The sequence below is a fragment of the Glycomyces lechevalierae genome (assembly GCF_027622945.1).
GTDB lineage: Bacteria > Actinomycetota > Actinomycetes > Mycobacteriales > Micromonosporaceae > Glycomyces > Glycomyces rutgersensis.
The window spans coordinates 201,514-225,172 of record NZ_JAPZVQ010000001.1 but is presented as its reverse complement, the minus strand read 5'-3'; the positions used below and the strand labels follow the sequence as shown (position 1 = coordinate 225,172).

The following is a 23,659-nucleotide window of genomic DNA, read 5'->3' as shown; positions in this document are numbered from 1 at the left end:
CCCCCCCCCCGCCCCCCCCCCCCCCCCCCCCCCCCCCCCCCCCCGCCCCCCCCGGGGCGCCCCCCCCCCCCCCCCCCCCGCCATTCGCTCTGCATCAGGGCTGAGCCCGCTACCGCCAGGCGGTGACCTCGAGTTCCCGCGTGGTGCCGAGGTCGATCGGGGCTTCCGGCGTGACGGTCACCAGCGGGGAGCCCTGGGCGTACCCGACGTTGATCTCGGTGGCGTTGACGACGTCCCCTTCGTCGGCGGACTCGACCCTGTTGCGCCACAGGATGCCCGCGCTCACCGAATCGCCGGGGGCGAGGGTGATCGGCGTGGGCCCGGGGTCCTGGAGCGTGTCCGAGCCTTCGCGCACGTCGAGTTCGACGCCGGGGATCTCGATCACCGGGTAGCCGTCGATCGCGATGTCCTCGGTGCCGCAGTTGACGAGTTCGATGCCGCCGGAGCGGATGCCCATCGCCGCGTCGCCCTGGGTGACGGTGACCTGGAATCCCGCCTCGGGGCAGGCCGGCGCCGCGGGCTCCTCGGAGCCGGATTCGGCCGGTTCGACCGGTTCGGTCGGCGTGACGGTCGCGCCGGTGAGCTGCCAGGCGCCGAGGTCGAGCACGTGGTCGGCGTTGAGCTCGACCGGTTCGGCGAGCGTCAGCTCGTATCCGGCGTAGAGCGGGAGCGCGTTGATGAGGAACCGGTCCACGTCGAGTACCTCGACGGCGCGCGTGGGCGCGGTCCAGGAGAGCGGCGCGATCGCGGCCTGACCGGGCGCGACGTGGACCGATTCGGGGACGTTGGCGTCGCGGGGCGCGACGACGTTCCCGCCGAAGACGCCGACCTGCGGCATGCTGTCGAGCAGCAGCGGCTCGGTGCCGCAGTTGACGAGGCCGATCGCCATGAACACGCGGTCGCCGACCTCGCCGGTGGGGGTGAGCGACATCTGGACGCCGTGCTCGTCGCAGGCGGTGGAGGTCGCCGTCGCTGCCGCCGCCTCCGGCTGTTCCGTCTCGCCGAGTCCGCATCCGGAGGCCGCGAGGGCGAGGACGGCGGCGATGAGCGCCAGTGGCCGGGTGGTGCGCGGCATGCGGTGTCCTTCGTTCGGTTGCGGGGTTCCTCCCTGCCTGACGCGGAGGACCTAGCGCGAGGTTGCACCGGGCGTCTGGATGATGAGGACGGTGAGGTCGTCGGTGCGTTCGTATCCGCCGTCTTGGAAGTCGGCCTTGAGTTTGCGGTGGAGGCGGTCGGGGTCGCGGATGCCGGCGGCGACGTGCTCGTTGATCCGCTCGATCACCGGGAAGGTCTCGCCGGCGGCGTTGCGGCCCTCGATGAACCCGTCCGTGAACACGACGACCAGGTCGCCGGGCATGAGTGTGGCCTCGCGGATCTCGGTGCGCTGCAGCGAGAAGTCGGCGAGGCCGAGCGGCGGCATGGGCCGGGCCGAGAGCGGCTGGGCGGAGCCGCGGACGAGCAGCGGGGCGGGGTGGCCGCACAGGACGACCCTGATGGTGTCGAAGCGGGGCGTGATCTCGACGAGCGCGGCGGTGGCGAACGACTGGTCCCATTCGTTGCGGCCGCGGTTGTGCATGCGCACGCGCCGTTCCATGCGCGCGGCGAGGACCTGCAGGTCGGGGTCGTCGAGCGAACGCTCCCGGAAGGTGCCCAGGAGCGCTTCGGTGAGATGCACCGTGGTCAGGCCGTGCCCTTGGACGTCGCCTACGACCGCGCGTATGCCCAGGTCGGTGTCCTGCACTTCGTAGAAGTCGCCGCCCACGAGGCCCGGGCTGCCCTCGTGGGTGCGGTAGGCGACGGCGACGCGCGCGCCGCCCACGTGCGAGGGCAGTTCGGGCAGGATCGCGGTCTGGACGGCCTCGGCCACGAGGGTCATGTCGAGCAGGCGCACGACCATGCGGTTCCTGACCCACGCCAGTGCCGTGCACACCAGGCCGATGATGGCGACGGGCGGTACGTCGGACCAGGTCGAGGCGGGGTAGGGGAGGAGGCCCAGGGCGTACTGTCCGCAGCTGACGAGGGCGACGACGAGGAGCGTCGATCCGGCGGTCGCGACCGGGCCGTTGACGAGGGCGGTGAAGGCGGGCAGAAGGACGACGACGAAGTCGGCGTATTCGGCGGCGGTGTCGTCGAGGAACGCGATGGGGAGGGTCACGGCGATGAGGAGGAAGGGCATGAGCCGCAGGAGCATGACCGATCCGGGCTGGCCGGCCGCGACGCGGCTCCAGGCGGTCTTGGGCAGGACGTAGGACCGGAAATAGCTCTGCATCTCCGCGCCGCCCTTGGTCCTGCTCACGGGGAGAGCGTAAGCGGCTCAATATGAATCCACGTCTTGAACAGCGAAAACGGCCCGGGCACGAGGAAGCGGACGGGGGCCGCTCCCGTCCGCTCCGTTCGCTGCCGCGTCAGCCGCGTGCGGTCGTCGCCGCTTCGATGTGCTCGCGCAGCCGCGCCTCCTCCTCGGAAGAGAGGTTCGTGGAGATGAGCCTGCCCTCGTACTGGCCGTGGAGCTCTTCGAGGACCTTGTCCTCGGTCATGGAGCGGACCAGGACCACGAGGGCGGCGGTGCCGGGAGTGAGGTCCCTGCCGAGGTCCTTCATGAAGTTGTCGTCGACGCCGATGTCGGTCATGGCGCCGCCCGCGGCCCCCGCGGCCGCGCCGACGGCCATGCCGAGCAGCGGCGCGAAGAACAGCAGGCCGATGAGGCCGCCCCACAGCGCGCCGCCGGCGGCGCTGACGCCGACGAGCGAGTTCGCCTGGTGGAGTTTGACCTTGCCGTCGTCCCGCCGCTCCACGACGACCGCGTCGTCGAGCTTGATGATCTCGCGCTTCTGCATGTCGGCGAGCTTGCCGAGCACCGTCTGCGCGGTGGGCACGTCCGGGTAGGCCACGGCGATGAGTTTGCTCATGCGTCTTCCTCTCTGCGGGCCGCCGTCGGCGGCGTCTCGCCCGATTGTGTCCGCGTTCGCGCGCGTTCGCCGGGAAACGCCCGCCAAAACCTGATTTCCGGCGGGTGCCGTCCAGGGGATCGGGGGTATCCCGTCCAGCGGGATCGGCGGTTGACGCCCGCCCGCCAGCAATCTATATTTCCCATAGATTAAGTAGAGATGCTTGCTCGGTCATCGCTCGGAAGGCTTCCATGTGCGCACCCTCGTCTTGCTCGGCCTCGTAGGCCTGGCCGCCCAACTCGTCGACGGCAGCCTCGGGATGGCCTACGGCGTCACCTCGACCACGCTGCTCCTCGCGATCGGCGCCAACCCCGCCTCGGCCTCGGCCACCGTCCACCTCGCCGAGATCGGCACCACGCTCGCCTCCGGCGCCTCGCACTGGCGCTTCGGCAACGTGGACTGGAAGGTCGTCCTGAAGATCGGCATCCCCGGCGCGGTCGGCGCCTTCGCCGGCGCCACGGTCCTCTCGCGCCTCTCCACCGAGGTCGCCGCCCCGGTCATGTCGATCATCCTGCTCTCCCTCGGCCTCTACCTGCTCATCCGCTTCACCGTGCGCGGCCTCGACCGCAAGAACCTCGGCAAGCCCCTGCGCAAGCGTTTCCTCACCCCGCTCGGCCTCGTCGGCGGCTTCCTCGACGCCACCGGCGGCGGCGGCTGGGGCCCGGTCGGCACGCCCGCGCTGCTCGCCAGCGGCCGCATCGAGCCCCGCAAGGTCATCGGCTCGATCGACACCTCCGAGTTCCTGGTCGCGCTGGCCGCCTCGGCCGGCTTCATCGTCGGCATCGGCAGCGCCGGCATCGACTTCGCGTGGGTCGGCGTGCTCCTGGTCGGCGGCCTCATCGCCGCGCCGATCGCGGCCTGGCTGGTGCGGCACATCCCGCCGCGCGTGCTCGGCTCGGCCGTCGGCGGCGTCATCGTCCTGACGAACTCCCGCACGCTGCTGCGCAGCGACTGGATCGCCGCCCCCACGGGGGTCGCGATCGCCGTCTACATCGTCATCGCCCTCGTCTGGGTCGCGGCCGTCGCCTACTCGGTGCGCCGCCACCTGGCCGAACGCGACGTCGGCGGGCCCGTCCTGGACAAGGCCAACAACCCCGAGACCGAGGCGACCGGCGCCGAGACGCCCGCTCGCGTCGAGGCCCCGGCCGCCGAGACCGCCTGACCCGCAAGCACGCCGCCTCCGGCCCGCACCGATCCCGGTGCGGGCCGGAGGCGTCTCCATCCCGCGCACGCAACCGTCCCTATTGGATTTGGATGACGACGAGAAGGTGAACTTCAAGTAGCATCTGGCCTCAACGTGGCCGTGACCTGGACCGTTGGAGGCGCCGTGACGCAGTTCTACCAAGCAGTGCTCCGGGACGGAGGGCCCCGGCTCGGGCCCCGGCTGCGGCGGTGCTTCGCCGCCTGGGCCGGCGTCGACGACACCGGCGACCCGGACTTCGAGCACGCCCGCGGCCGCACCCGCACCGCCTTCGCGGACAACGAGGCCTGCGGCCGCTACACCCACGACGGGCCCACCGGCGACGGCCGCCTCCGCACCACCGCCACCTGGGCCTCCGGCCGCAAGGGCGCGCCGGGTTGGGTCCGCGTCACCGTCGAAGGCGACCTCGAGGAGGCCGCCGTGACCGCCCCCGGCTTCATGCCCGCGTTCCTCGCCACCGGACGCGCCACCGACGGCGCCGTCCCCGTCGAAGCCGGGCCGCTCCTCGTCGGCCCCGAAGAGGTCAAAGAGCTCACCGGCTGGCTCGCCCGCGCCGACCGCGGCGTGCCCGTCATCGTCCTCACCGTCGACCGCAGCGACACGAACCTCGTGGCCGCCTGCGCCGACCACCTCGCCGAGACCCTCGCGGGCATCGCCGTGGTCGTGCGCCTCTACGACGCCCGCACCCAGGACGACCTGAACACCTGGCTCGGCGGCGACCTCAGCGTCTTCGGCGGCGGCCTGCGCACCTACCTGTCCGGCGTGCGCCCGGGGGAGGAGACCTACCCGATGCGCCACCAGCCCCGCGGCGGCGGCGCGATACGCGACCAGGGCGTGCGCTCACTCGAAGTCGTCGTCAAAGGCGTCGTCGACCTCTCCGTCCACCGGCCGCTCCCCACCGACATACGCCAGACCGAACCCCGCGTCGCCCGCATACTCGCCGGCGCCCTGCCGCCGGGCGAACTCCACGCCGCCCCGCCCAGCCCCGCCGCGATAGCCGTCCCCCGCGGACCGCGCATCCCCAAACCGGCGCCTCCCTCCGAACCGAAGACACCCGCACCCGAACTGGCTCCCGAACCGCCAACGCCCGCACTCGAATCCGAGCCCGAACTCGCGACCGAACCCGCAGCGCCGCAACCCGAAACCGACGACCTCGCCGACGACATCGCCGCGAAACTCGCCGACCGCCTCGACGACAGCGTCCTCGAAGCCCTCGTCGACATGGCCCGCGGCGGCGACTCCGAGACCACCATCCTCATCAGGACCATGTCCGCCCACCTCCAGGCGCTCACCCGCGCCGTCGAATCCACCGGCCTCCTCGACACCAGCGCCACCGACAGCGCCCCGGGCAACGCCGCCGACCAGGAGCTCGAACGCCTCCGCAAGCAGTACGAGCAGCTCGAACTCGACTACACCGAACTCCAAGAGCACGAACGCAAAGCCCAAGACCGCATCCGCTGGCTCGAGAGCCGCCTCGCCGAGCACGCCGACCCCGTCTACGGCATCCGCCACGACACCGACCCCGACGGCTGCTGGGAGGCCGAGAGCCTCATGGACGTCGTCCAGCGCGCCCGCAAGCAGCTCCGCCACGTCGACCTCCCCGACACCCTCGACACCGAGGTCTCCAAACTCGACGTCATGTACCCGCGCCAGCGCCGCCGCTGGACCGGCCGCACCTGGGACGCCCTGCGCGCCCTCGACGCCTACGCCGAGGCCCGCGCCGAGGCCCGCTTCACCGGCGGCTTCTACGACTGGTGCGCCCGCCCGCTCCCCGGCGCGCCCGTCATCACCCCCACCATGGTGTCCATGAAGGAGTCCGACTCGGTCTCGGGCAACCCGAAGTACCAGCGCCGCAGGGTCTTCCGTGTCCCCGAGGAGATCGACCCCTCCGGCCGCGTCTACATGCCCTCCCACATCAAACTCCAGCAGGTCGGCTCGCCCGCGCCCCGCATGCACTTCCTCGACGACGCCGGCGGCGCGACCGGGAAGGTCTGGATCGGCTACCTCGGCGACCACCTGCCCAACACGCGGACCAACTGACGCGCGCCGGACGCACCGGTCGCCTCACGTAGGCTCGGGGCGACCCCCTGGGAGGAGCCTCGATGGACTTCATGCGCCGCAACGCAAGGTGGATCGCACTGGCGGCACTGCTCGCGATCCTGGCACCGTTCATCGCGCAGATGTTCAACGCCCTGTTCGCGGTCGACACGCTGCTGGTGGCCGTGATCCTGATGGCGGCCATCGTGATCGCGGTGGCGCTGCTCGCGCGGTCCTCGCGCGACGAGGAGTGAGACGCGCGGCCCCACCGCTGAGCGCGCCTTGACTAGTCTCGGAACCGGGAGCGCCCCCGATGCTCCCGGACGAGAGGACACCCCATGGCACGCCGCAAGCGCCCCCTGTTCGCCCGCTGGTACCCCGACGCCGCCGCGCAGCTCGAGGAGCGGGGCCTCGCCGACCGGCGCCGGCGCCTCCTCGCACCGCTCTCCGGACGCGTCCTGGAACTCGGCTGCGGCTTCGGCGCGAACTTCCCCCACTACCCCGACGCGGTGACCGAGCTCGTCGCCGTCGAACCCGAGGAGCACTTCCGCGACCTCGCCCGCGCCCGCGCGGACGAGCTCGGGCTCAAGGCCGCGATCGTCGAGGGCACCGCCGAGGCCCTGCCGGTCGAGTCCGCGTCGTTCGACGCGGTCGTCGCCACGGCCGTGCTCTGCTCGGTCGACGACCAGGCCGCCGCGCTCGCCGAGATCAAGCGCGTCCTCAAACCGGGCGGTGCGCTCGTCGGGTTCGAGCACGTCGGCTCGGCCGGCCGCGCCCGGCACACCGCCGAACGGGTCCTCGACGCGGTCCTCTGGACGCACCTCAACGGCGGCTGCCATCTCTCCCGCGACACGCTCGGCGCGATCCGCGCGGCCGGGTTCGACACCGCGGACGTGCGCGAGGAGCGCTTCCCGTACCTGCCGTTCCCGGTCTCCAAGAGCCCGCACATCGTCGGCAGCGCCCGCAAACCGGCCTGACCGGCATAGGCTCGAAGGAGCATCTGCAGAGGAGGCCCGCATGGCCCGCCGCCGACGCCGCCTGTTCGCCCGCTGGTACCCGGGGTTCGCCGCGTCCCTCGAACCGCGCGGCCTGGGGGCGTACCGCACGCGCCTCCTCGCCCCGCTCTCCGGCCGCGTCCTCGAAGTCGGCTGCGGCCACGGCGTCAACTTCCCGCATTACCCCGAGGCGGTCACCGAACTCGTCGCCGTCGAACCCGAGGCGCACCTGCGCGACCTCGCCCGCGAGCAGGCGGCCGCGCTCGACCGCGACGTGACCGTGCTCGACGGGCGGGCCGAGGCGCTGCCGGTCGAGAGCGGCTCGTTCGACTCGGTCGTGACCACCCTCGTCCTGTGCTCGGTCGGCGACCTGGACCGGGCGCTCGCGGAGATCCGCCGGGTGCTCAAACCGGGCGGCGCGCTGGTGTGCCTGGAGCACGTGGCCTCGGCGAACCGGGCGGTCCGCGCGGGCGAGCACGCGTTCGACGCGGTGTTCTGGTCGCACGCGTTCGGCGGCTGCCACACCGGCCGCGACACGGGCGCGGCGATCGCCCGGGCCGGGTTCGAGGCCAAGGGCCTCAAGGCGAAGCGCTACCCCGGCCTGCCGTTCCCGCTCTCGGTGAGCCCGCACCTGATCGGGTCCGCGCACAAACCCGTGCAGCTCTAGCGGCGGGTCAGACCGGGTCGTCCACGGCGCCGGTGAGGAGCTTGAGCGCTTCGGCGACGCGCTGGCGCGACGGCTCGTCGGTGAGGCGGCCGTGCTCGTCGACGAACGTCCGGTCGATCGGGATCTTGAGGCAGGCGTCCTCGACGATCGCGGCCCCGGTGTAGCCGAGGACCGTCCGCAGGGTCGCCTCGGCGCCGCCGCCGCGTCCGACGGCGGCCGCGTTGATCCACGCGGTGGGCTTGTCGCTGATCTCGGTGCCGCCCACGGTCCAGTCGAGGAGGTTCTTGAAGGAGCCGGGGAGCGTCCCGGCGTACTCCGGGGTGCAGATCAGGAGCGCGTCCGCGCGGTCGATCGCCTCGCGCAGCGCCGCGACCGGCGCGGGGAGCGGGTCGCGGTCGTGGTCGGGGTTGAAGTGGGGCAGCGCGTCCATGCCGCCGTACACGAGGGAGTCGGCGAGCGCCGTCTCGGCTTCGGCCGCGCGGATCACGGCCTCGTTGGTGGACCCGGCCCGCAGGCTCCCGGAGATCAGCAGTACGCGCGGTTTCGTCATCCCGACAGCGTATCTCCGGGTCGGACCGGCGAGCCGGAACCGTTGCCGCCCAGGCGAAACGACGGAGAATCGGCGGGCGCCGACCAGGGCTCGGCACCATCGACTAGTACTTTCGGTCAGTGAGAACTGACCGAAAGGAGGATAGACAGAAATGTCATAAATGTTCATTTTATGGTATAATTTGTCCTGTTCGGGATCGCCTATCGGGCGACGCAGAGCGCTGCGGGACCTGACCGTCCCACCGCACTCTCGCCGTGCCAGGCGACTCCGCGGCGCCGCAACCGCTCGCGGCCGCCATCGCGATCGCGGTGCCTTACTTGCCCACCAGTGGCCGGAGGCCGCGACGACCGCTGTCGCATCTCAGGATGGACAGCATCATGCGCAAGGTACTCTTCGTGGCATTCGCAGTGTTCACAATGCTGTTTGCCGCATCTTCAACCGCGTGGGCCGGCAGCCCACACTTCGTCAACGTCTCCTACACGGTCTCGGACAACACCCTGACCGTCCAGGGCAAGGAGGCCGGCCTCGGCAACGAGACCCAGGTGCACATCGTGGTCACCGCGACCGCCGAGTGCATCAACCCGGGTCAGCACCACCCGAAGGCCGAGAACAAGGCGAGCTTCTCCGCGGAAGGACTCTTCCCCGTGCAGAACGGGAGAGCGGACTTCTCGCTGACGCTCACGGCTACGTTCCAGCCTGACTGCTCGCCGCCCATGACCGTCCAGTACACCAGCATCACGGTGACGGACGTCGACCACAATGTGACCAAGCGACTCTTGTGACCTGCGTGGCCTTGCGACTTCGGCAGCCTGCCGGGGTCGCTCAACTCCATCCGGCCCCCGAAATCCGATCGCCCCGAGCGGCGCGCCCGACATACCCTGCACGGCATGGAGATACCGCAGCGCCTGCTGAACGTGGTCGACGTCGAAGCGACCTGCTGGGAAGGACAGCCGCCGCCCGGCGCGGTCAGCGAGATCATCGAGATCGGCCTCACGGTCGTCGACCTCGACCGGCGCGAACGCCTCGCGAAGCACCGGATCCTGGTGCGACCGAGGCGATCGACGGTGAGCGCGTTCTGCACCGAGCTCACCGGACTCACCCAAGCGGAAGTCGACACCGGCGTCGAATTCGCGGCGGCCTGCCGCCTCCTCGTCGACGAGCACCGTGCCGATTCGCGGCCGTGGGCGAGCTGGGGCGACTATGACCGCAAGCAGTTCGAGCGCCAGTGCCGGGCCACGGGCACCCGCTACCCGTTCGGGCGGCGGCACACCAACGTGAAGCTGCGGTTCACCGAGGCCCGGGGCCTGCGCCGCCGACCCGGCATGGCCGAGGCGCTCGGCATCGCGGGCATGCCCCTCGAAGGCCGCCACCACAGCGGCGCGGACGACGCCTGGAACATCGCCGCGCTCGTCCTCGAACTCGCCGGGGACGGCGAGTGGCCCGAGGCCTGAGCCGTCTTATCCGATGCGGCCGTAGGCGTCGAGTGTCGAGAGGGTCGCGCGGGTGACGTAGCCGCCCCATTCGTGGACGACCACGGGCGTCCACATCGCGAAGTTCGGCGCCCACCCGCCCTCGGCGCCTTGCGCGTCGACGAGGTGGTCGAGGTGCCGGTCGATCTCCTCGTCGCTGAACAGCCTTCGCGCCATGGATTCCGGCGTCGGGGCCAGGTCGAGCGGGGAGTGGGTGTGCCCGGGCTCGTCCGGATCGACGGTGGCGCTGGCCCGCAGTGAGGGCGCGAGACGGTCGAACTCGGCTTGGGCCCGTTCGCGGTCGGGGACGCGTTCGAGGAAGCGGATGACGCACATCGCGTCGTACGCGTCAGCCCCGTCCATGTCGGCGAGAGCCTGCCAGCAGAACTCGGTGGCGGTCTCGAGCCACGGGTGCTTCACCTTGTGGGCGTGGAGGAGTCCGGCGATCGGCGCGGTCGGGTTGAGGGCCGCCGGGGGCTGATCGCCCTGCGGCTGCCACCAGGGGCCGCGCTCGTCCTCGACGACGCTGGGCAGGACCCACGGCACGCCGCCGTCCTCGGTGGAGTGCTCGGCGAGCCAGGCGCAGGCGGCGAGGACGATGGCCTCTTCGAACGCGCCGACCTCGTCGAGCGCCCAGAGGGCGACCTCGACGCCCTGCGGCTGGCTGCCCGCGCCGCGCAGGTCCGGTTCGATGGCGTGGCCGAAGCCGCCGTCGGGGTTCTGGTAGGCGCGCACCGCGTGCACGACCGGGCCGGCGGGGCCCTCGTGGAAGCGGTTGGCGAAGCGGGCCCGGTCGATGAGGCGGGCGTTGAGGCGCAGGTACCGCTCGGCGGCGGCGAACGCGTCCTTGGTGAGCGTCTTCATGAGGGCCCCTTCGTTGCGGCTGCGATGCGGCTCCGACCGTACCGGCCGGGTGCGACATTCAGCCCAGTGCGTGCTGGAACGCCGCGAGCACGTCGTCGGTGAACAGGACGAAGCGGATGTCCGCGACGTTCGTGTCGGTCGCCCGCACGGTGCCGACGGCGATCTCGGCGGCCGACGCGGCGGGCCACCCGTATACCCCGGCGGAGACGGCCGGAAACGCGATCGAGTCGGCGCCGAGCCGGTCGGCGAGCGCGAGGGACTCGCGGTAGCAGGAGGCCAGGAGCGCGCTGCGGTCCTCGTCGGGGGAGTAGACGGGGCCGACGGTGTGGATGACCCAGTGGGCGTCGAGCCGTCCGGCGGTGGTCGCGGCGGCCTGCCCGGTCGGCAGGCCTTTCCCGTAGCGGGAGCGGCGGAGTTCCCGGCATTCGGCGAGGATCGCGGGGCCGCCCGCGCGGTGGATCGCGCCGTCCACGCCGCCGCCGCCGAGGAGCGAGGAGTTGGCGGCGTTGACGATCGCGTCGACGTGCTGCTTCGTGATGTCGCCGCTGAGGATCCGGATGGCCATGGCCCCATGCAAGCACACGCGGCCGCGATCGGCACGGGGCCCGCCGTTTCGGCGCCCGGCAGGCGCGGGCGGCAGTAGCGTTCGAGGTCAGGGGCTCGTTACGAAGTCGTGATGCGCGGCGGCCCCCGCGGCGCGTTGACAATGCAACAAGCAACCATGTATAACCAAATAAATCCAAATGAAACGGGGGTGAAACCACATGTTCGCGGAGGAGCGACAGCAGCGCATCGCCGAACGTGCGCGCACCGAAGGGCGCGTGGACGTCGCGGCCCTGGCGGCCGACTTCGAGGTCACCACCGAGACCATCCGGCGCGACCTCACCGCCCTCGAGCGCCAGGGCGTCGTCAAGAAGGTCCACGGCGGCGCGATCCCCTTGGAGCGCATCGGCTTCGAACCCACCGTCGCCGCCCGAGACACCGTCCAGACCGGCGCGAAGGAACGCATCGCGGCCGCCGCGCTCGCCGAGGTCCCCGAGGACGGCGCGATCCTCCTCGACGCCGGCACCACCACCGCCCGCATCGCGCAGGCCCTCCCCTCAGACCGTGACCTCACCGTCGTCACCAACGACGTCCTCATCGCCTCCCTCCTCGCCGCCAAGCCCCGCCTCACCGTCCTCATCGTCGGCGGCAAAGTCCGCCGCCGCACCATGGCCGCCGTCGACGACTGGGCGCTGCGCGCCCTCGCCGAGACCTACGTCGACGTCGCCTTCATGGGCGCCAACGGCATCAGCGTCGAACGCGGGCTCACCACCCCCGACACCGGCGAAGCCGCCGTCAAGCGCGCCATGATCGGCGCCGCCCGCAAGACCGTCGTCGTCGCCGACCACACCAAGGCCGGCAACGACTGCCTCGCCCGCTTCGGCACCCTCGACCAGGTCGACGTGCTCGTCACCGACACCGGCCTCGACGACGGCCTCACCGCCGACTTCGAAGCCGCCGACCTGAAAGTGGTTCGCGCATGATCGTCACCGTCACCGCCAACCCCAGCCTCGACCGCACGATCGAGGTCGACCGGCTCCGCCGCGGCGAAGTCCAACGCGCGCAAGGCGACCGGGTCGACCCCGGCGGCAAGGGCGTCAACGTCTCCCGGGCGCTCGTCGCCAACGGGCGCGCCACCCGGGCCGTCCTCATCAGCGGCGGCCACGCCGGCACCGAACTGCTCGACCTCCTCGCCGAAGCGGACGTGCCGATCATCGAAGTGCCCGTCTCCCAAGGGGTCCGGTCGAACCTCACCATCGCCGAGGCCGACGGCACCGTCACGAAGCTCAACGAATCCGGCCCGGTCCTGCGCGCCGAGGAGATCGAGGAACTCCTCGACGCCGCCATCGCCGCGCCGCCCAACTACGCCCTCCAGACGCCGTCGAGCAGCATCGACCGGCCGACCGCCTGGATCGCCGGCTGCGGCAGCCTCCCACCCGGCGTCGGCGCCGACTTCTACACCGACCTGGTCGAACGCGCCCGTGAAGCCGGAGCGGCCACCGTCATCGACTCCTCGGGCGCGGCCCTCGCCGCGTGCCTCACCGCCCGGCCCGACCTCGTCAAACCCAACGTCGACGAACTCGCCGAAGCCGCCCGCACGCCCATCACGACCCTGGGCGACGCCATCGCCGCCGCCCAGCTCCTGCGCGAAGCGGGCGCCGGCGCCGTCCTCGCCTCACTCGGCGCGGACGGCGCGATCCTCGTCGCCGCCGAAGGCGTCTGGCACGCCCGGGCACCGCTCGCCGGGCCCGTCGCCAGCACCGTCGGCGCCGGCGACGCCGCCCTCGCCGGGTTCCTCGCCGCGGGCGGGCGCGGCCCCGAGGCGCTGGCCGCCGCCGTCGCGTGGGGCACCGCCGCGGTGTCCCTGCCCGGCAGCGTCATGCCCGGCCCCGAGGACATCGACCTCGACGCCGTCGAGATCACCTCCGACCCGGACGCCGCCCACGTCCTGTCCAGCAACTGACCAGAGGAGCACGCACCATGTCCGATCTCATCACCGCCGATCTGATCGACCTCGACCTGACCGGGGCCGACCGCCACGAGGCCACCGCCAAGCTCGCGGCCCTCCTCGCCGCCGCCGGGCGCGTCACCGACGTCGACGGGTTCCTCGCCGACGTGCGCGCCCGCGAAGAGCAGATGCCCACCGGCATCGAAGGCGGCATCGGCATCCCGCACGCCCGCAGCACCCACGTGACCGCCCCGAGCCTCGCCTTCGGCCGCGCCGCCGCGGGCATCGACTTCGGCTCCGAGGACGGCCCCGCCGACCTCGTGTTCCTCATCGCCGCACCGGAAGGCGGCGGCTCGGAGCACATGACCATCCTCGCGTCCCTGGCGCGCAAACTCGTCCACGCCGATTTCAAGACCGCCCTGCGCGAAGCCCCCGACGCCGAAGCGGTCGCCGCCCTCATCAAGCAGAACCTGCCCGGTTAGAAACAGCCCAGTGAAGAAGGTGCACGAACAATGAAGCTCGTAGCAGTCACCTCATGCCCCACCGGCATCGCCCACACGTACATGGCCGCCGAAGCGCTCGAGCAGGCCGCCGTGGCGGCCGGGCACGAGATCCAGGTCGAGACGCAGGGCGCCGCGGGCGCCGAAGCGCTCGACCCGGCCGTGATCGCCGAAGCGGACGCGGTCATCTTCGCCGCCGACGTGGACGTGCGCGACAAGGACCGGTTCGCCGGGAAGCCCCTTGTCTCCGGCCCCGTCAAGCGCGGCATCAACCACGCCGCCGAGATGGTCGACGAAGCCGTCGCGAAAGCGCAGGCCGCACCGGCCTCCGACACGGCCGCCGCCGTGCCGGCCGCGCCCGCCGGCCCGAAGCTCGGCCCCGGCGCGAAACTGCGCCTGTGGCTCATGACCGGCGTGTCCTACATGCTGCCGTTCGTCGCCGCGGGCGGCATCCTCATCGCCCTCGCCTTCGTCATCGGCGGCGCCGAGATCGCCACCAAGGTCAACGGCGGCGCCTTCGAAGGCGTCACCTACGAGGCGATCACCGACCCGACCCAGATCCTCAACCAGACCGGGATCGCGGGCCTCATGTTCTACATCGGCGGGCTCGCGTTCTCGATGCTCGTGCCGATCCTCGCCGGGTTCATCGCCTTCGGCATGGCCGACCGCATGGGCATCGCGCCCGGCGTCGTGGGCGGCCTCATCGCCGTCGCCGTCGGCGCGGGCTTCCTCGGCGGCCTCGCCGCGGGCCTCCTCGCCGGCGCGATCGTCATGGCGCTCAAGCTCATCAAGGCCAACCAGGCGTTCCAGGGCATCATGCGGATCGTCGTGATCCCGCTCGTGAGCGTCTTCGTCGTCGGCTTCATCATGCTCGTCGTCGTCGGCAAGCCCATCGCCGAAGCCCAGTCCTGGCTCACCGACTGGCTCGCCGGACTCTCCGGCGTCAACGCCGTCCTCCTCGGCCTCCTGCTCGGCGCGATGATGGGCTTCGACCTCGGCGGCCCCGTCAACAAGGTCGCCTACCTGTTCGGCGTCGGCGCCCTCGCCAGCGGCGACTACACCGTCATGGCCGCCGTCATGGCCGCGGGCATGGTCCCGCCGCTCGGCCTCGCGCTCGCCACCGTGGTGCGCGGCAAGCTGTTCACGCAGGCCGAACGCCAGTCCGGCAAGGCCGCATGGCTCCTCGGCGCCTCCTTCATCACCGAAGGCGCGATCCCGTTCGCCGCCGCCGACCCGCTGCGCGTCATCCCGTCCACCGTGATCGGCGGCGCCGTCGCCGGAGCCGTCTCGATGGCCTTCGGCGCCAGCCTGCGCGCCCCGCACGGCGGCATCTGGGTCATCGGCCTCATCGGCAACCCGGGCGGCTTCATCGTCGCCCTCCTCGCCGGCACCGCCGCGACCTGCCTGTGCGCCATCGCCCTCAAGACCGCCTGGCGCTCCGAAGCGGCCTCCGCCGCCGACGAAGCCGCCATGCCCGTCATCTGATCGAGGAAGGAACCGACATGCCGCCAGAGAATGTGCACGAGCGCCGCGTCACCATCGCCTCCACCGTGGGCCTCCACGCCCGCCCGGCCAAGCTCTTCGCGAAACTCGCCGCCGAGCAGCCCGCCAAGGTCACCATCGCCAAGGAGGGCCAAGAGCCGGTCGACGCCCGCTCCCTCCTCATGCTCCTCACCTTGGACGCCAAAGGCGGCGACGAAGTCGTCCTCACCGCCGACGGCGACGGCGCCGAGGCCTCCCTCGACGCCCTCGCCGCCGAACTCCAGACCAACCGCGACGCCCCGTGAGGAGCAGCCGTGACCGCTGAGATGACCGGCATCGGCGTCAGCCCGGGCGCCGCCTACGCACCAGTCGCCAGGCTCGCGCCCGTGCCGGCCCCGCCCGCCGACACCGGACCCGAACCCGACCCGGCCGCCGCCCTCGCGACGGCAAAGGCCGCACTCGAAGCCGTCGCGGCCGACCTCGACGAACGCGCCGAAGCCGCCACCGGCACCACCGCGGACATCCTCGACGCCCAGTCGATGATGCCCCGCGACCCCGCCCTCGCCGACCAGATCGAGCAGGCCCTCGCCAACGGCCGGTCGACCCCGCACGCCGTCATCGACGCCTACGGGTTCTTCCGCGCCGCGCTCGAAGCCGCCGGCGGCTACCTCGCCGAACGCGCCGCCGACCTCGACGACCTCCGCGACCGCACCATCGCCGTGCTCCTCGGCCGGCCCATGCCCGGCCTGCCCGACCCCGGGCACCCGTTCGTGCTCGTCGCCAAGGACCTCGCGCCCGCCGACACCGCCGCGCTCGACCCGGACACCGTCGTCGCCATCATCACCGAGCAGGGCGGCCCGACCAGCCACACCGCGATCCTCGCCAAATCCATGGGCCTGCCCGCCGTCGTCGCCTGCCCGGCCGCGGCCGCGCTGGCCGACGGGACCGAAGTCCTCGTCGACGGCGGTACCGGGCTCATCGTGCCCGACCCCGAGCCCGGACGGGTGCGCCGCGTCCTCGACGCGGAAGCGAAGCGCGCCGCTGCGCTCGCGGCCAGCCACGGGCCCGGCCGCACCGCCGACGGGCACGCCGTGCAGCTCCTGGTGAACCTCGGCTCCCAGGCCGACCTCGCCGCCGCCGCAGCGGTCGACAGCGAAGGCGTGGGCCTGTTCCGCACCGAGTTCCTGTTCCTCGACCGCGAGACCGCACCCACAGTGGACGAACAGGTCGACGCCTACGGGCAGGTGTTCGCCGCGTTCTCCGGCCGCAAGGTCGTCGTGCGCACGCTCGACGCCGGCGCGGACAAGCCGCTCGCCTTCGTCGACCACGGCGACGAGCCGAACCCGGCGCTCGGCGTGCGCGGCATCCGCCTCGCCCGCACCGACGCCGGATCGTCCCTCCTGGACGACCAGCTCACCGCGATCGCCGCCGCGGCCGAGAAGCACTCGGCCGAAGTCTGGGTCATGGCGCCGATGGTCGCGACCCCCGGCGAGGCCGCCGAGTTCGCCGACCGCTGCCGCGCCCACGGACTCCCTACGGCCGGAACGATGATCGAGGTCCCGGCCGCGGCGCTGCGCGCCTCCCGGGTCCTCGAAGGCTGCGACTTCGCGAGCCTCGGCACCAATGACCTCGGCCAGTACACGCTCGCCGCCGACCGCATGAACGGCGCGCTCGCCGAACTGCTCGACCCGTGGCAGCCCGCGCTGCTCGACCTCGTGAGCCTGGCCGCGGAAGCCGGACGCGAAGCGGAGAAACCGGTGGGCGTCTGCGGCGAGGCCGCGAGCGACCCGCTGCTCGCCTGCGTCCTCGTCGGCCTCGGGGTCACGAGCCTGTCCATGGCGCCCAGCGCGGTCGCGGCCGTCCGCGCCGAACTCGCGACGCGCACCCTCGCCGACTGCGCGGGCATGGCCGCCCGGGCTCTGCACGCCAACGAGGCCGCCGAAGCCCGCCGCGAAGTCGCCGCCTACTGACGAGCCGGTAGCGCGTGACATGTCACGCGCTACCACCGAGCACTCAGGTGCCGACGCAGGACGACCTGCACCGTCGTCCCGGCGCGCTTCTCGGCCGACATCCACTGGCCGAAGCCGCGCAGCGGCGCGCACCGGCATGGCCGACGATGCGTGACATGTGATGTATTACTGCGTCCGCCGAAGGAGACGCGGCCGCGAAACGCGGGGGACAAGGCCAGGCGACTCGCCAGTTCGGCTGATACCGGACCCTTCGACTAACCCATTTACAAAGGCGGCATTCGCGCCGTACCATGCTCCCATGAAGTCCACCTCGCGCGACATCCGCCTCCGCAACTGCTTCGCAGTGCTGCGGCACCTGATCGCGGACGCCCCCACCTCCCGCCAGATCCTCGCCCGCGAGACCGACCTCAGCGTCGCCACGGTCTCCAACCTGGTGACCGACCTGATCGAACTCGGCGTCGTCGTGGAGGTGGGCCGCGAGGACTCCGGAGGCGGCAGGCCCCGCGCCCTCCTCGCCCCCAACGCCGGCGGCGGCGTCATGATCGGCGTCGACGTCGCCGAGACCTACGTCTACCTCGAGGTATACGACCTGACGCTCGCTGTCGTCGACCGCGTCGAAGAACGCATGGAACCCAGCGAGAACGCCCCTGAGCAGGTCATCGGCCACATCGCCTCCGCCATGGACCAGATCCGCCAACGCCTCGGCGACCGCGCCATCCTCGGCCTCGGCGTCAGCCTCCCCGGCCAGGTCGACGTCACCTGGGGCGTCTCCGGCTTCGCCCCCAACTGGAACTGGCACGACGTCCCCTTCCGCAAGCTCCTCGCCGACCGACTCCAACTCGGCGTCCCCATCTACCTCGACAACCCCCTCAAGACCATCACCGTCGGCGAACTCTGGTTCGGCGACGGCCGCGGCGTCGACCGCCTCGCCGTGCTCATCCTCGGCACCGGCGTCGGCGCCGGCCTTGCCTTCGGCGGCCAGCTCTACCGCGGCGCCACCAACTCCGCCGGCGAATGGGGCCACACCACCATCAACCTCGCCGGCCCCCAATGCCGCTGCGGCGCAAAGGGATGCATCGAGGCCTACGTCGGCGCCCCCGCCATCCTCTGGCACTGGGGCCAACTCGACGGCCGCGCCAGCGCCGGATCCCAGACCGAGGCCATGGCCGCACTCGCCGCCGCCTGGGAGGCCGGCGAGTCCACCGCCGTCCGGACCGTCGAGACCGTCGCCGAATACCTCGCCGCCGGCGTCGCCAACCTCCTCAACCTCTTCAACCCCGACCTCGTCGTCTTCGACGGCTGGGTCACGAGCGTCCTCGGCGACGCCCTCGTCCCCGAATTCGAACGCCGCCTCGCCGACCACGCCATGGAGGCCCCGCTCAAGGCCGCCCGCCTCAAACGCAACACCCAGGACCGCAACATGGTCGCCCTCGGCGCCGCCGCGCTGGCCCTCGAAGGCCACCTCAACCGCCTGAACACGGTCGGTTCGCGCAGCCGCCGCTGAGCCCGGCAGCCGTGCCGGCCGGCGCGGCCACGTCGCCACAAGTGCCCCACGAGCCCCAGTCGTCCCATTCGGCTGGGGCTACTCGTGCTGTGCGCTGGGGAAACTCCCGCCTCTCTGGTAGTGACCGCTCCCACCGGTTCCGAGCGCAAATCGTTATCCGGGCCCTTACTCCAACCCATTGACAAAGTGAGTGGCGCTCGCAACACTGGGAGGCGAATCGACGGTTGTCGAATCTCCGCTGCGGCGTCGACCAGACCCGGGGTCGCACGGGGGCCTTCCGACCTCTCAACGTAGCGAGGAGCTCGTCATGGTTGCCTTCAAGCGCAACGACCCTTCCCAGCAAACGCTCGCCAAGCTGGCGATGAACCGCCGCCGCCTGCTCGCTCTCGGCGGCCTCACCGCCGGCGCCGGCGCGCTCGCCGCATGCGGCGGCAACACCGGCCGCGGCTCCAGCGAGGGCGTCAGCCTCTCGCAGTGGTACCACCAGTACGGCGAGGCCGGCACCCAGCAGGCCGCCGAGAAGTACGCCGCCGCGTACAAGGACGCCACCGTCACCATCAACTGGATCCCCGGCGACTACGACACCGCGCTCTCCTCCGGCCTCCTGGCCGAGAAGGAAGGCGACTACCCCGACGTCTTCGAGGGCCACCTCAACCGCGCGATGGTCGAGAGCGGCCAGATCGTCCCCCTCGACGACATCCTCGCCGACGTCATCGACGACTACACCCCGGACGACCTGGCGCGCAACACGATCGACGGCAAGATCTACGGCGTCCGCATGATCGACGACCCGCAGTTCCTCTACTACCGGCCCTCGCTCCTCGAGGAGAAGGGCATCACGCCGCCGGCCACGTTCGAGGAGCTCATGGCCGCCGCCGCCGAGCTCACCACCGGCGACGTCAAGGGCCTGTTCCTCGGCAACGACGACTCGGCCACGAAGCTGTTCCAGCCGATCGTGTTCTCCGCCGGCGAGACCCTGCTGACCGACGCCAACGAGATCGGCTTCACCAAGGAGACCGTGCTCGCCGGCGCCGCCCAGGTCAAGGCCCTCCATGAGTCGTCCTCGCTGCTCGTCGGCGCGCCGACCGAGGCGTGGGACCCGTCCTCGATCATCCAGAACCTGTGCGCGATCCAGTGGTGCGGCCTGTGGGCGCTTCCGCAGATCATCGACGCCCACGGCGACGACATCAACGTGATCCCGTTCCCCGCCTTCGGCGGCGGCACGCCCACCGTCTTCAACGGCGGCTGGGACACCTTCGTCAACGCCAAGTCCGCGCACGTCGACGAGGCGAAGGACTTCGTCAAGTGGCTCTGGGTCGAAAACGAGGAGTTCATCCTCGACTGGAACCTCTCCTACGGCTTCCACATCCCGCCCCGCCTCTCGATGCGCGGCAACGCCGAGCAGCTCCAGTCCGGGCCCGCCGCCGAGGCCGTGCGGATCTCCCAGGAGTTCGGCTGGGCGGAGAACCCGAACTGGACGCCCAAGATGGAGACCGCGGTCGACGACATGATGAACCACATCGTCCTCGAAGGGGCCGACCCCGACGCCGAGTTCGATGCCGCCACGGCCACCATCCAGGGCGAACTCGACTCGATCTTCGGCTAGCGGGGTAACGAACGTGGCAGTCTCCGCAGCGACCGCCGCGGACGCGAAGGCGGACACCGGGGAGCGAACTCCCCGGTTCCGCCGAGGCGGCCGCTGGCGGACCACCCTCACCTTCTGGTGCTTCGTCGCGCCGTTCCTGATCGGCCTCATGGTCTTCACGATCATCCCGGTCGCCTGGAGCGCCTACCTGTCGTTCTTCGACGCGACCAACACCGTCAGCCCGACCCCCGACGACTTCGTCGGCTTCGGGAACTACACGGCCATGCTCACCGACCCGGCCTTCCAGGACAGCCTCGTCACCTTCTCGGTGTTCGCGGCGTTCATCGTGCCGGTCACCTTCGCGTGCTCGCTCGGCTTGGCGCTCATGCTCAACCGCGTCCGCGTCATGCGCGCCTTCTTCCGCTCGGTGTTCTTCCTGCCGTTCGCCTGCTCCTATGTGGTCGCGGCCCTGGTGTGGAAGATGTCGATCTTCAACGGCGTGCGCTTCGGCCTGGCCAACACGATCCTCGACCTCTTCGGCGTGGACGAGATCGCGTGGCTCTTCCGGCCCGACCCGCCGTGGTTCTGGCTGGTCATCGTCTCGCTGCGGCTGTGGATCCAGGTCGGCTTCTACATGATCCTCTTCATCGCCGCGCTGCAGCAGATCCCGCAGCACCTCTACGAAGCCGCCTATGTGGACGGTGCGAAGCCCGGACCTCAGACGTTCTGGCACATCACGCTGCCGCAGCTCCGGGCCACCTCCGTCGCCGTCCTCATGCTCATCCTCATCGCCGCCTACCAGGCGTTCGACGAGTTCCTGCTCCTGGTGGGCACCATGCCCTCCGCGCGGCCGCCGCTGGTGTACCTCTACCAGACGTCGCTCGGCATGCAGCAGGAGCTGGGCATGGGCTCGGCGGGCGCGCTCATCCTGGCGCTCCTGATCGCGCTGGTGACCCTCCTGCAGGGCAAGTTCCTCGGCTTCGGCAACTCGGAAGATCGGTGAGCCATGACCATTGAGACCAAGCGCCCGGTCCCGGTCGGCCGCAAGCGCGGCCTCCGCTCCCGCGGCGGGGGCACGGTGAACTTCCTCGCGCTCAGCGTCCTGGCCGTCCTGTTCCTCATCCCGTTCTACCTGATCCTGCGCAACGCCCTGTCCACGGACGCGGAGATCACCGCGCCCGGCTGGATGTGGTTCCCGGTCGCGCCGGCCTGGGAGAACATCGAGAAGCTGTTCTCCGACCCGTCGGTGCCGATGGCCCGCGCGCTCCTCAACTCCGCGCTGGTCGCGACGCTGACCACGCTTGGCACGCTGTTCCTTTGCGCCACAGCGGGATACGGGCTCGCGCGCATCCCCTACCGCCACGCGAACAAGGTGTTCTACGTGGTGCTGGCGACGCTCATGATCCCCGGCGCGATCACCTTCGTGCCGAGCTTCGTCATGGTGTCGAGCCTCGGGTGGATCTCGGACCTGCGGGGGCTGATCATCCCGACGCTCTTCAACGGGTTCGTGGCGTTCCTGTGCCGCCAGTACTTCCTGAGCTTCCCCCGGGAGCTCGAGGAGGCGGCGCGGGTCGACGGGCTGGGGTACTGGGGCGCGTTCTGGCGCATCGTGATCCCCAACTCCGGGAACTTCCTGGCAGCGATCGCGGTCATCACCTTCGTGGGCTCCTGGAACTCCTTCCTGTGGCCCTTGGTGATCGGACGGTCCCCGGAGTCGTGGACGGTGCAGGTGGCGCTGTCGACGTTCCTGACGGCCCAGACGGTGAGCCTCTCGCAGCTGTTCCTCGCGGCGCTCGTCGCGATGCTGCCGCTGCTGTTCGTCTTCCTCTTCCTGCAGCGGTTCCTGGTGCAGGGTGTGGCGCAAACCGGGCTGAAGGGATAAATCCACAGAGGACATCCTGAGGCCCGTGTGCGCTCGCGGAATGCTATTGTGAGTCGCACTTCGGTCAGCGAGCCCAACCGGCTGCGGGTAGTAACCCGCAGCCGTGCGCATATGACCCGCCCGTCCCCTTTTGCAAGGAGTCATCCCCAGTGGAAGAACTGAAGATCCGGTCCCCGTTCGGCGTGTGGATCCTGACCCTCGTCAGCTTCGGCATCTACGGCCTGTTCTGGTACGCCAAGACCGCCACCCAGATCAAGGCCGTCAACCCGAACAACCCCGGGAACGTGAGCGGCTCGAGCCTCGTGGTGTGGATGCTGTTCGGCTTCATCACCCTCTACATCGTGCCGATCATCAACTGGTTCAAGCTGTGCGCCTCGATCAAGGCCGAGCAGCAGGCCGCCGGTCTCGCCCCGACCTTCAACACCGGTGTGGCCACCCTGCTGTGCTTCCTCGCCGGCACCAACCTCTGCTACATCCAGGCCCAGCAGAACCTCGTGGTGAACGCCGTCAAGGCCCGCCAGGGCGTCCCCGCCTAAGACGTCCTCCCCGTCGTTGCACACGCGGAGGCGAAGCCCCCGGTCGATTCTCGGCCGGGGGCTTCGTGCTGCGTGACGCGTGATATGCCACTGCCCGGCCGCGACGGCGCCCCGGCGGCCCGGGACCGGCTAACCTTGCCGCTGTGGATCTGACCGAATACGTGCCCGTCGTCCCCGACTTCCCCGAGCCGGGGGTCGGCTTCCGCGACATCACGCCGCTGCTCGCCGCTCCTGACGCCTTCCGCGCCTCGGTCGACCGGCTCCTGGAGGCCTGCGCGGCCCACCCGTACGACGCGATCGCCGCGTTCGACGCCCGCGGCTTCCTCTGGGCGGCCCCGCTCGCCGACCGCACCGGCACCCCGCTCATCCCGATCCGCAAGGCCGGAAAGCTCCCGCGCGCGGCCGCCGTGGAGACCTACCGCGGCGAGTACGCCGAAGTCCGCGTCGAGATGCACTCCGACGCCGTCCGCGAAGGCGACCGCGTCCTCCTCGTCGACGACGTCATCGCCACCGGCGAGTCCATGGCCGCCGGCGTGCGCCTCGTCGAAGGCCTCGGCGGCACCGTCGCGGCCTGCGCCGCCCTCCTGGAGATCGCCGCCCTCTCCGGCCGCGACCGCCTCGACGGCTACCCGGTCATCTCGCTCCTGGGCAAACTCTAAGCCCGCCAACCGAACCCGAGCCATTCTCGCCTGCGGCGCGCATGTCGTACCCCCATGTCAGGGTGGACCCGGGGGGCCCGCAAGGCGTGTAATACGTGACATGTCACGTGGCATCACGACGCTTCCGGGCGCTCCAACCCGCCCGGAACGGCCGCAGACAAAGCGCTGGGCGGAGGCCGGTGCCATGTCATATGGCACCGCCCCGAGGCCCGGAATGCCGAAGCCCGGACAGACCAGTGGCGCGTGACCCATCGCAGGTCACGCGCCACGCCCGCGCAGGTCGTGGGCGCGCTCGCGGCGCTGCGTGAGGCGCACCCGG

At 71.3% G+C, this 23,659-nt stretch carries 25 protein-coding genes; 19 read left to right on the top strand and 6 right to left on the bottom strand.

Going from position 1 to position 23,659, the window contains the following annotated elements:
- Positions 1-109 precede the first annotated feature (109 nt).
- The 3 genes from O2L01_RS01055 to O2L01_RS01045 all read right to left on the bottom strand — a co-directional run bounded on the left by O2L01_RS01055 (position 110) and on the right by O2L01_RS01045 (position 2,909).
- The gene (locus O2L01_RS01055) at positions 110-1,075 is read right to left on the bottom strand and encodes a DUF4232 domain-containing protein (protein WP_270119637.1); all 966 of its coding nucleotides are present in this window, start codon (positions 1,073-1,075) and stop codon (positions 110-112) included.
- Between the two features lie 51 nt (positions 1,076-1,126).
- Entirely contained in the window at positions 1,127-2,296 is a 1,170-nt protein-coding gene (locus tag O2L01_RS01050; protein WP_270119635.1) for a PP2C family protein-serine/threonine phosphatase, read from the bottom strand.
- A gap of 109 nt (positions 2,297-2,405) precedes the next feature.
- Complete coding sequence (locus O2L01_RS01045; protein ID WP_270119634.1) at positions 2,406-2,909, bottom strand: DUF1269 domain-containing protein; 504 nt, start codon at positions 2,907-2,909, stop codon at positions 2,406-2,408.
- A 232-nt stretch (positions 2,910-3,141) separates the two neighbouring features.
- Here O2L01_RS01045 and O2L01_RS01040 point away from each other — a divergent pair, with 232 nt between their 5' ends.
- The 5 genes from O2L01_RS01040 to O2L01_RS01020 all read left to right on the top strand — a co-directional run bounded on the left by O2L01_RS01040 (position 3,142) and on the right by O2L01_RS01020 (position 7,848).
- Positions 3,142-4,110: a sulfite exporter TauE/SafE family protein gene (locus O2L01_RS01040; protein ID WP_270119633.1), complete on the top strand. Its 969-nt coding sequence runs from the start codon at positions 3,142-3,144 to the stop codon at positions 4,108-4,110.
- Positions 4,111-4,275: 165 nt separating this feature from the next.
- Positions 4,276-6,189 (top strand): hypothetical protein, encoded by a 1,914-nt coding sequence (locus O2L01_RS01035; RefSeq protein ID WP_270119631.1) that lies wholly within the window; start codon positions 4,276-4,278, stop codon positions 6,187-6,189.
- Between the two features lie 62 nt (positions 6,190-6,251).
- On the top strand, positions 6,252-6,440 hold the full coding sequence (locus O2L01_RS01030) for a hypothetical protein (protein WP_270119629.1): 189 nt from the start codon (positions 6,252-6,254) through the stop codon (positions 6,438-6,440).
- Between the two features lie 84 nt (positions 6,441-6,524).
- A complete protein-coding gene (locus O2L01_RS01025; protein WP_270119627.1) occupies positions 6,525-7,163 on the top strand; it encodes a class I SAM-dependent methyltransferase in 639 nt (212 codons plus the stop codon).
- Between the two features lie 40 nt (positions 7,164-7,203).
- The gene (locus O2L01_RS01020) at positions 7,204-7,848 is read left to right on the top strand and encodes a class I SAM-dependent methyltransferase (RefSeq protein WP_270119626.1); all 645 of its coding nucleotides are present in this window, start codon (positions 7,204-7,206) and stop codon (positions 7,846-7,848) included.
- A gap of 7 nt (positions 7,849-7,855) precedes the next feature.
- Here the strand turns inward: O2L01_RS01020 and O2L01_RS01015 are convergent, their stop codons facing one another.
- Complete coding sequence (locus O2L01_RS01015) at positions 7,856-8,398, bottom strand: NADPH-dependent FMN reductase (protein WP_270119625.1); 543 nt, start codon at positions 8,396-8,398, stop codon at positions 7,856-7,858.
- 395 nt (positions 8,399-8,793) lie between these two features.
- Between O2L01_RS01015 and O2L01_RS01010 the strand changes: the two genes are divergently transcribed.
- Together O2L01_RS01010 and O2L01_RS01005 are read left to right on the top strand one after the other, a co-directional pair.
- Entirely contained in the window at positions 8,794-9,180 is a 387-nt protein-coding gene (locus O2L01_RS01010) for a hypothetical protein (RefSeq protein WP_270119624.1), read from the top strand.
- Between the two features lie 105 nt (positions 9,181-9,285).
- Positions 9,286-9,849 carry a 3'-5' exonuclease gene (locus O2L01_RS01005; RefSeq protein WP_270119622.1) on the top strand — a complete coding sequence of 188 codons (564 nt, stop codon included), beginning with the start codon at positions 9,286-9,288 and terminating at the stop codon, positions 9,847-9,849.
- A gap of 6 nt (positions 9,850-9,855) precedes the next feature.
- Here O2L01_RS01005 and O2L01_RS01000 read toward each other — a convergent pair whose 3' ends face one another.
- Positions 9,856-10,731: a hypothetical protein gene (locus tag O2L01_RS01000; RefSeq protein WP_270119620.1), complete on the bottom strand. Its 876-nt coding sequence runs from the start codon at positions 10,729-10,731 to the stop codon at positions 9,856-9,858.
- A 58-nt stretch (positions 10,732-10,789) separates the two neighbouring features.
- Positions 10,790-11,296, bottom strand: coding sequence for an O-acetyl-ADP-ribose deacetylase (locus O2L01_RS00995; RefSeq protein ID WP_270119618.1), 507 nt, complete (start codon positions 11,294-11,296; stop codon positions 10,790-10,792).
- Between the two features lie 199 nt (positions 11,297-11,495).
- Between O2L01_RS00995 and O2L01_RS00990 the strand changes: the two genes are divergently transcribed.
- From O2L01_RS00990 to O2L01_RS00935, 12 genes are all read left to right on the top strand, one after another.
- Positions 11,496-12,257 carry a DeoR/GlpR family DNA-binding transcription regulator gene (locus O2L01_RS00990; RefSeq protein WP_270119617.1) on the top strand — a complete coding sequence of 254 codons (762 nt, stop codon included), beginning with the start codon at positions 11,496-11,498 and terminating at the stop codon, positions 12,255-12,257.
- Positions 12,254-13,237: a 1-phosphofructokinase family hexose kinase gene (locus O2L01_RS00985; protein WP_270119615.1), complete on the top strand. Its 984-nt coding sequence runs from the start codon at positions 12,254-12,256 to the stop codon at positions 13,235-13,237. The genes O2L01_RS00990 and O2L01_RS00985 overlap by 4 nt, the downstream gene beginning before the upstream one ends.
- Positions 13,238-13,254: 17 nt before the next feature.
- The gene (locus O2L01_RS00980; RefSeq protein ID WP_270119614.1) at positions 13,255-13,704 is read left to right on the top strand and encodes a PTS sugar transporter subunit IIA; all 450 of its coding nucleotides are present in this window, start codon (positions 13,255-13,257) and stop codon (positions 13,702-13,704) included.
- Positions 13,705-13,734: 30 nt separating this feature from the next.
- Positions 13,735-15,207: a PTS fructose transporter subunit IIC gene (locus O2L01_RS00975; protein ID WP_270119613.1), complete on the top strand. Its 1,473-nt coding sequence runs from the start codon at positions 13,735-13,737 to the stop codon at positions 15,205-15,207.
- Positions 15,208-15,224: 17 nt separating this feature from the next.
- Entirely contained in the window at positions 15,225-15,509 is a 285-nt protein-coding gene (locus O2L01_RS00970; protein WP_270119612.1) for an HPr family phosphocarrier protein, read from the top strand.
- A 9-nt stretch (positions 15,510-15,518) separates the two neighbouring features.
- Positions 15,519-17,174, top strand: coding sequence for a phosphoenolpyruvate--protein phosphotransferase (gene ptsP / locus O2L01_RS00965; RefSeq protein WP_270119611.1), 1,656 nt, complete (start codon positions 15,519-15,521; stop codon positions 17,172-17,174).
- Positions 17,175-17,472: 298 nt separating this feature from the next.
- The gene (locus tag O2L01_RS00960; RefSeq protein WP_270119610.1) at positions 17,473-18,678 is read left to right on the top strand and encodes an ROK family transcriptional regulator; all 1,206 of its coding nucleotides are present in this window, start codon (positions 17,473-17,475) and stop codon (positions 18,676-18,678) included.
- A gap of 307 nt (positions 18,679-18,985) precedes the next feature.
- Complete coding sequence (locus O2L01_RS00955; protein WP_270119609.1) at positions 18,986-20,284, top strand: ABC transporter substrate-binding protein; 1,299 nt, start codon at positions 18,986-18,988, stop codon at positions 20,282-20,284.
- Entirely contained in the window at positions 20,235-21,266 is a 1,032-nt protein-coding gene (locus O2L01_RS00950) for a carbohydrate ABC transporter permease (protein ID WP_374727653.1), read from the top strand. Before O2L01_RS00955 ends, O2L01_RS00950 begins: the two co-directional genes overlap by 50 nt.
- Before the next feature lie 3 nt (positions 21,267-21,269).
- Entirely contained in the window at positions 21,270-22,145 is an 876-nt protein-coding gene (locus tag O2L01_RS00945; RefSeq protein ID WP_270119607.1) for a carbohydrate ABC transporter permease, read from the top strand.
- Positions 22,146-22,294: 149 nt separating this feature from the next.
- The gene (locus O2L01_RS00940; protein ID WP_270119604.1) at positions 22,295-22,681 is read left to right on the top strand and encodes a DUF4234 domain-containing protein; all 387 of its coding nucleotides are present in this window, start codon (positions 22,295-22,297) and stop codon (positions 22,679-22,681) included.
- 143 nt (positions 22,682-22,824) lie between these two features.
- The gene (locus O2L01_RS00935) at positions 22,825-23,340 is read left to right on the top strand and encodes an adenine phosphoribosyltransferase (RefSeq protein WP_270119602.1); all 516 of its coding nucleotides are present in this window, start codon (positions 22,825-22,827) and stop codon (positions 23,338-23,340) included.
- The last annotated feature ends 319 nt before the right edge of the window (positions 23,341-23,659 follow it).

What these genes read in the sequence shown, in the direction of transcription:
- O2L01_RS01055 (WP_270119637.1), bottom strand. Translation starts at nt 1,075, where the DNA reads ATGCCGCGCACCACCCGGCCACTGGCGCTCATCGCCGCCGTCCTCGCC.
- O2L01_RS01045 (WP_270119634.1), bottom strand. Translation starts at nt 2,909, where the DNA reads ATGAGCAAACTCATCGCCGTGGCCTACCCGGACGTGCCCACCGCGCAG.
- O2L01_RS01030 (WP_270119629.1), top strand. Translation starts at nt 6,252, where the DNA reads ATGGACTTCATGCGCCGCAACGCAAGGTGGATCGCACTGGCGGCACTG.
- O2L01_RS01025 (WP_270119627.1), top strand. Translation starts at nt 6,525, where the DNA reads ATGGCACGCCGCAAGCGCCCCCTGTTCGCCCGCTGGTACCCCGACGCC.
- O2L01_RS01020 (WP_270119626.1), top strand. Translation starts at nt 7,204, where the DNA reads ATGGCCCGCCGCCGACGCCGCCTGTTCGCCCGCTGGTACCCGGGGTTC.
- O2L01_RS01015 (WP_270119625.1), bottom strand. Translation starts at nt 8,398, where the DNA reads ATGACGAAACCGCGCGTACTGCTGATCTCCGGGAGCCTGCGGGCCGGG.
- O2L01_RS01005 (WP_270119622.1), top strand. Translation starts at nt 9,286, where the DNA reads ATGGAGATACCGCAGCGCCTGCTGAACGTGGTCGACGTCGAAGCGACC.
- O2L01_RS01000 (WP_270119620.1), bottom strand. Translation starts at nt 10,731, where the DNA reads ATGAAGACGCTCACCAAGGACGCGTTCGCCGCCGCCGAGCGGTACCTG.
- O2L01_RS00995 (WP_270119618.1), bottom strand. Translation starts at nt 11,296, where the DNA reads ATGGCCATCCGGATCCTCAGCGGCGACATCACGAAGCAGCACGTCGAC.
- O2L01_RS00990 (WP_270119617.1), top strand. Translation starts at nt 11,496, where the DNA reads ATGTTCGCGGAGGAGCGACAGCAGCGCATCGCCGAACGTGCGCGCACC.
- O2L01_RS00985 (WP_270119615.1), top strand. Translation starts at nt 12,254, where the DNA reads ATGATCGTCACCGTCACCGCCAACCCCAGCCTCGACCGCACGATCGAG.
- O2L01_RS00980 (WP_270119614.1), top strand. Translation starts at nt 13,255, where the DNA reads ATGTCCGATCTCATCACCGCCGATCTGATCGACCTCGACCTGACCGGG.
- O2L01_RS00975 (WP_270119613.1), top strand. Translation starts at nt 13,735, where the DNA reads ATGAAGCTCGTAGCAGTCACCTCATGCCCCACCGGCATCGCCCACACG.
- O2L01_RS00970 (WP_270119612.1), top strand. Translation starts at nt 15,225, where the DNA reads ATGCCGCCAGAGAATGTGCACGAGCGCCGCGTCACCATCGCCTCCACC.
- O2L01_RS00960 (WP_270119610.1), top strand. Translation starts at nt 17,473, where the DNA reads ATGAAGTCCACCTCGCGCGACATCCGCCTCCGCAACTGCTTCGCAGTG.
- O2L01_RS00955 (WP_270119609.1), top strand. Translation starts at nt 18,986, where the DNA reads ATGGTTGCCTTCAAGCGCAACGACCCTTCCCAGCAAACGCTCGCCAAG.
- O2L01_RS00950 (WP_374727653.1), top strand. Translation starts at nt 20,235, where the DNA reads ATGCCGCCACGGCCACCATCCAGGGCGAACTCGACTCGATCTTCGGCT.
- O2L01_RS00945 (WP_270119607.1), top strand. Translation starts at nt 21,270, where the DNA reads ATGACCATTGAGACCAAGCGCCCGGTCCCGGTCGGCCGCAAGCGCGGC.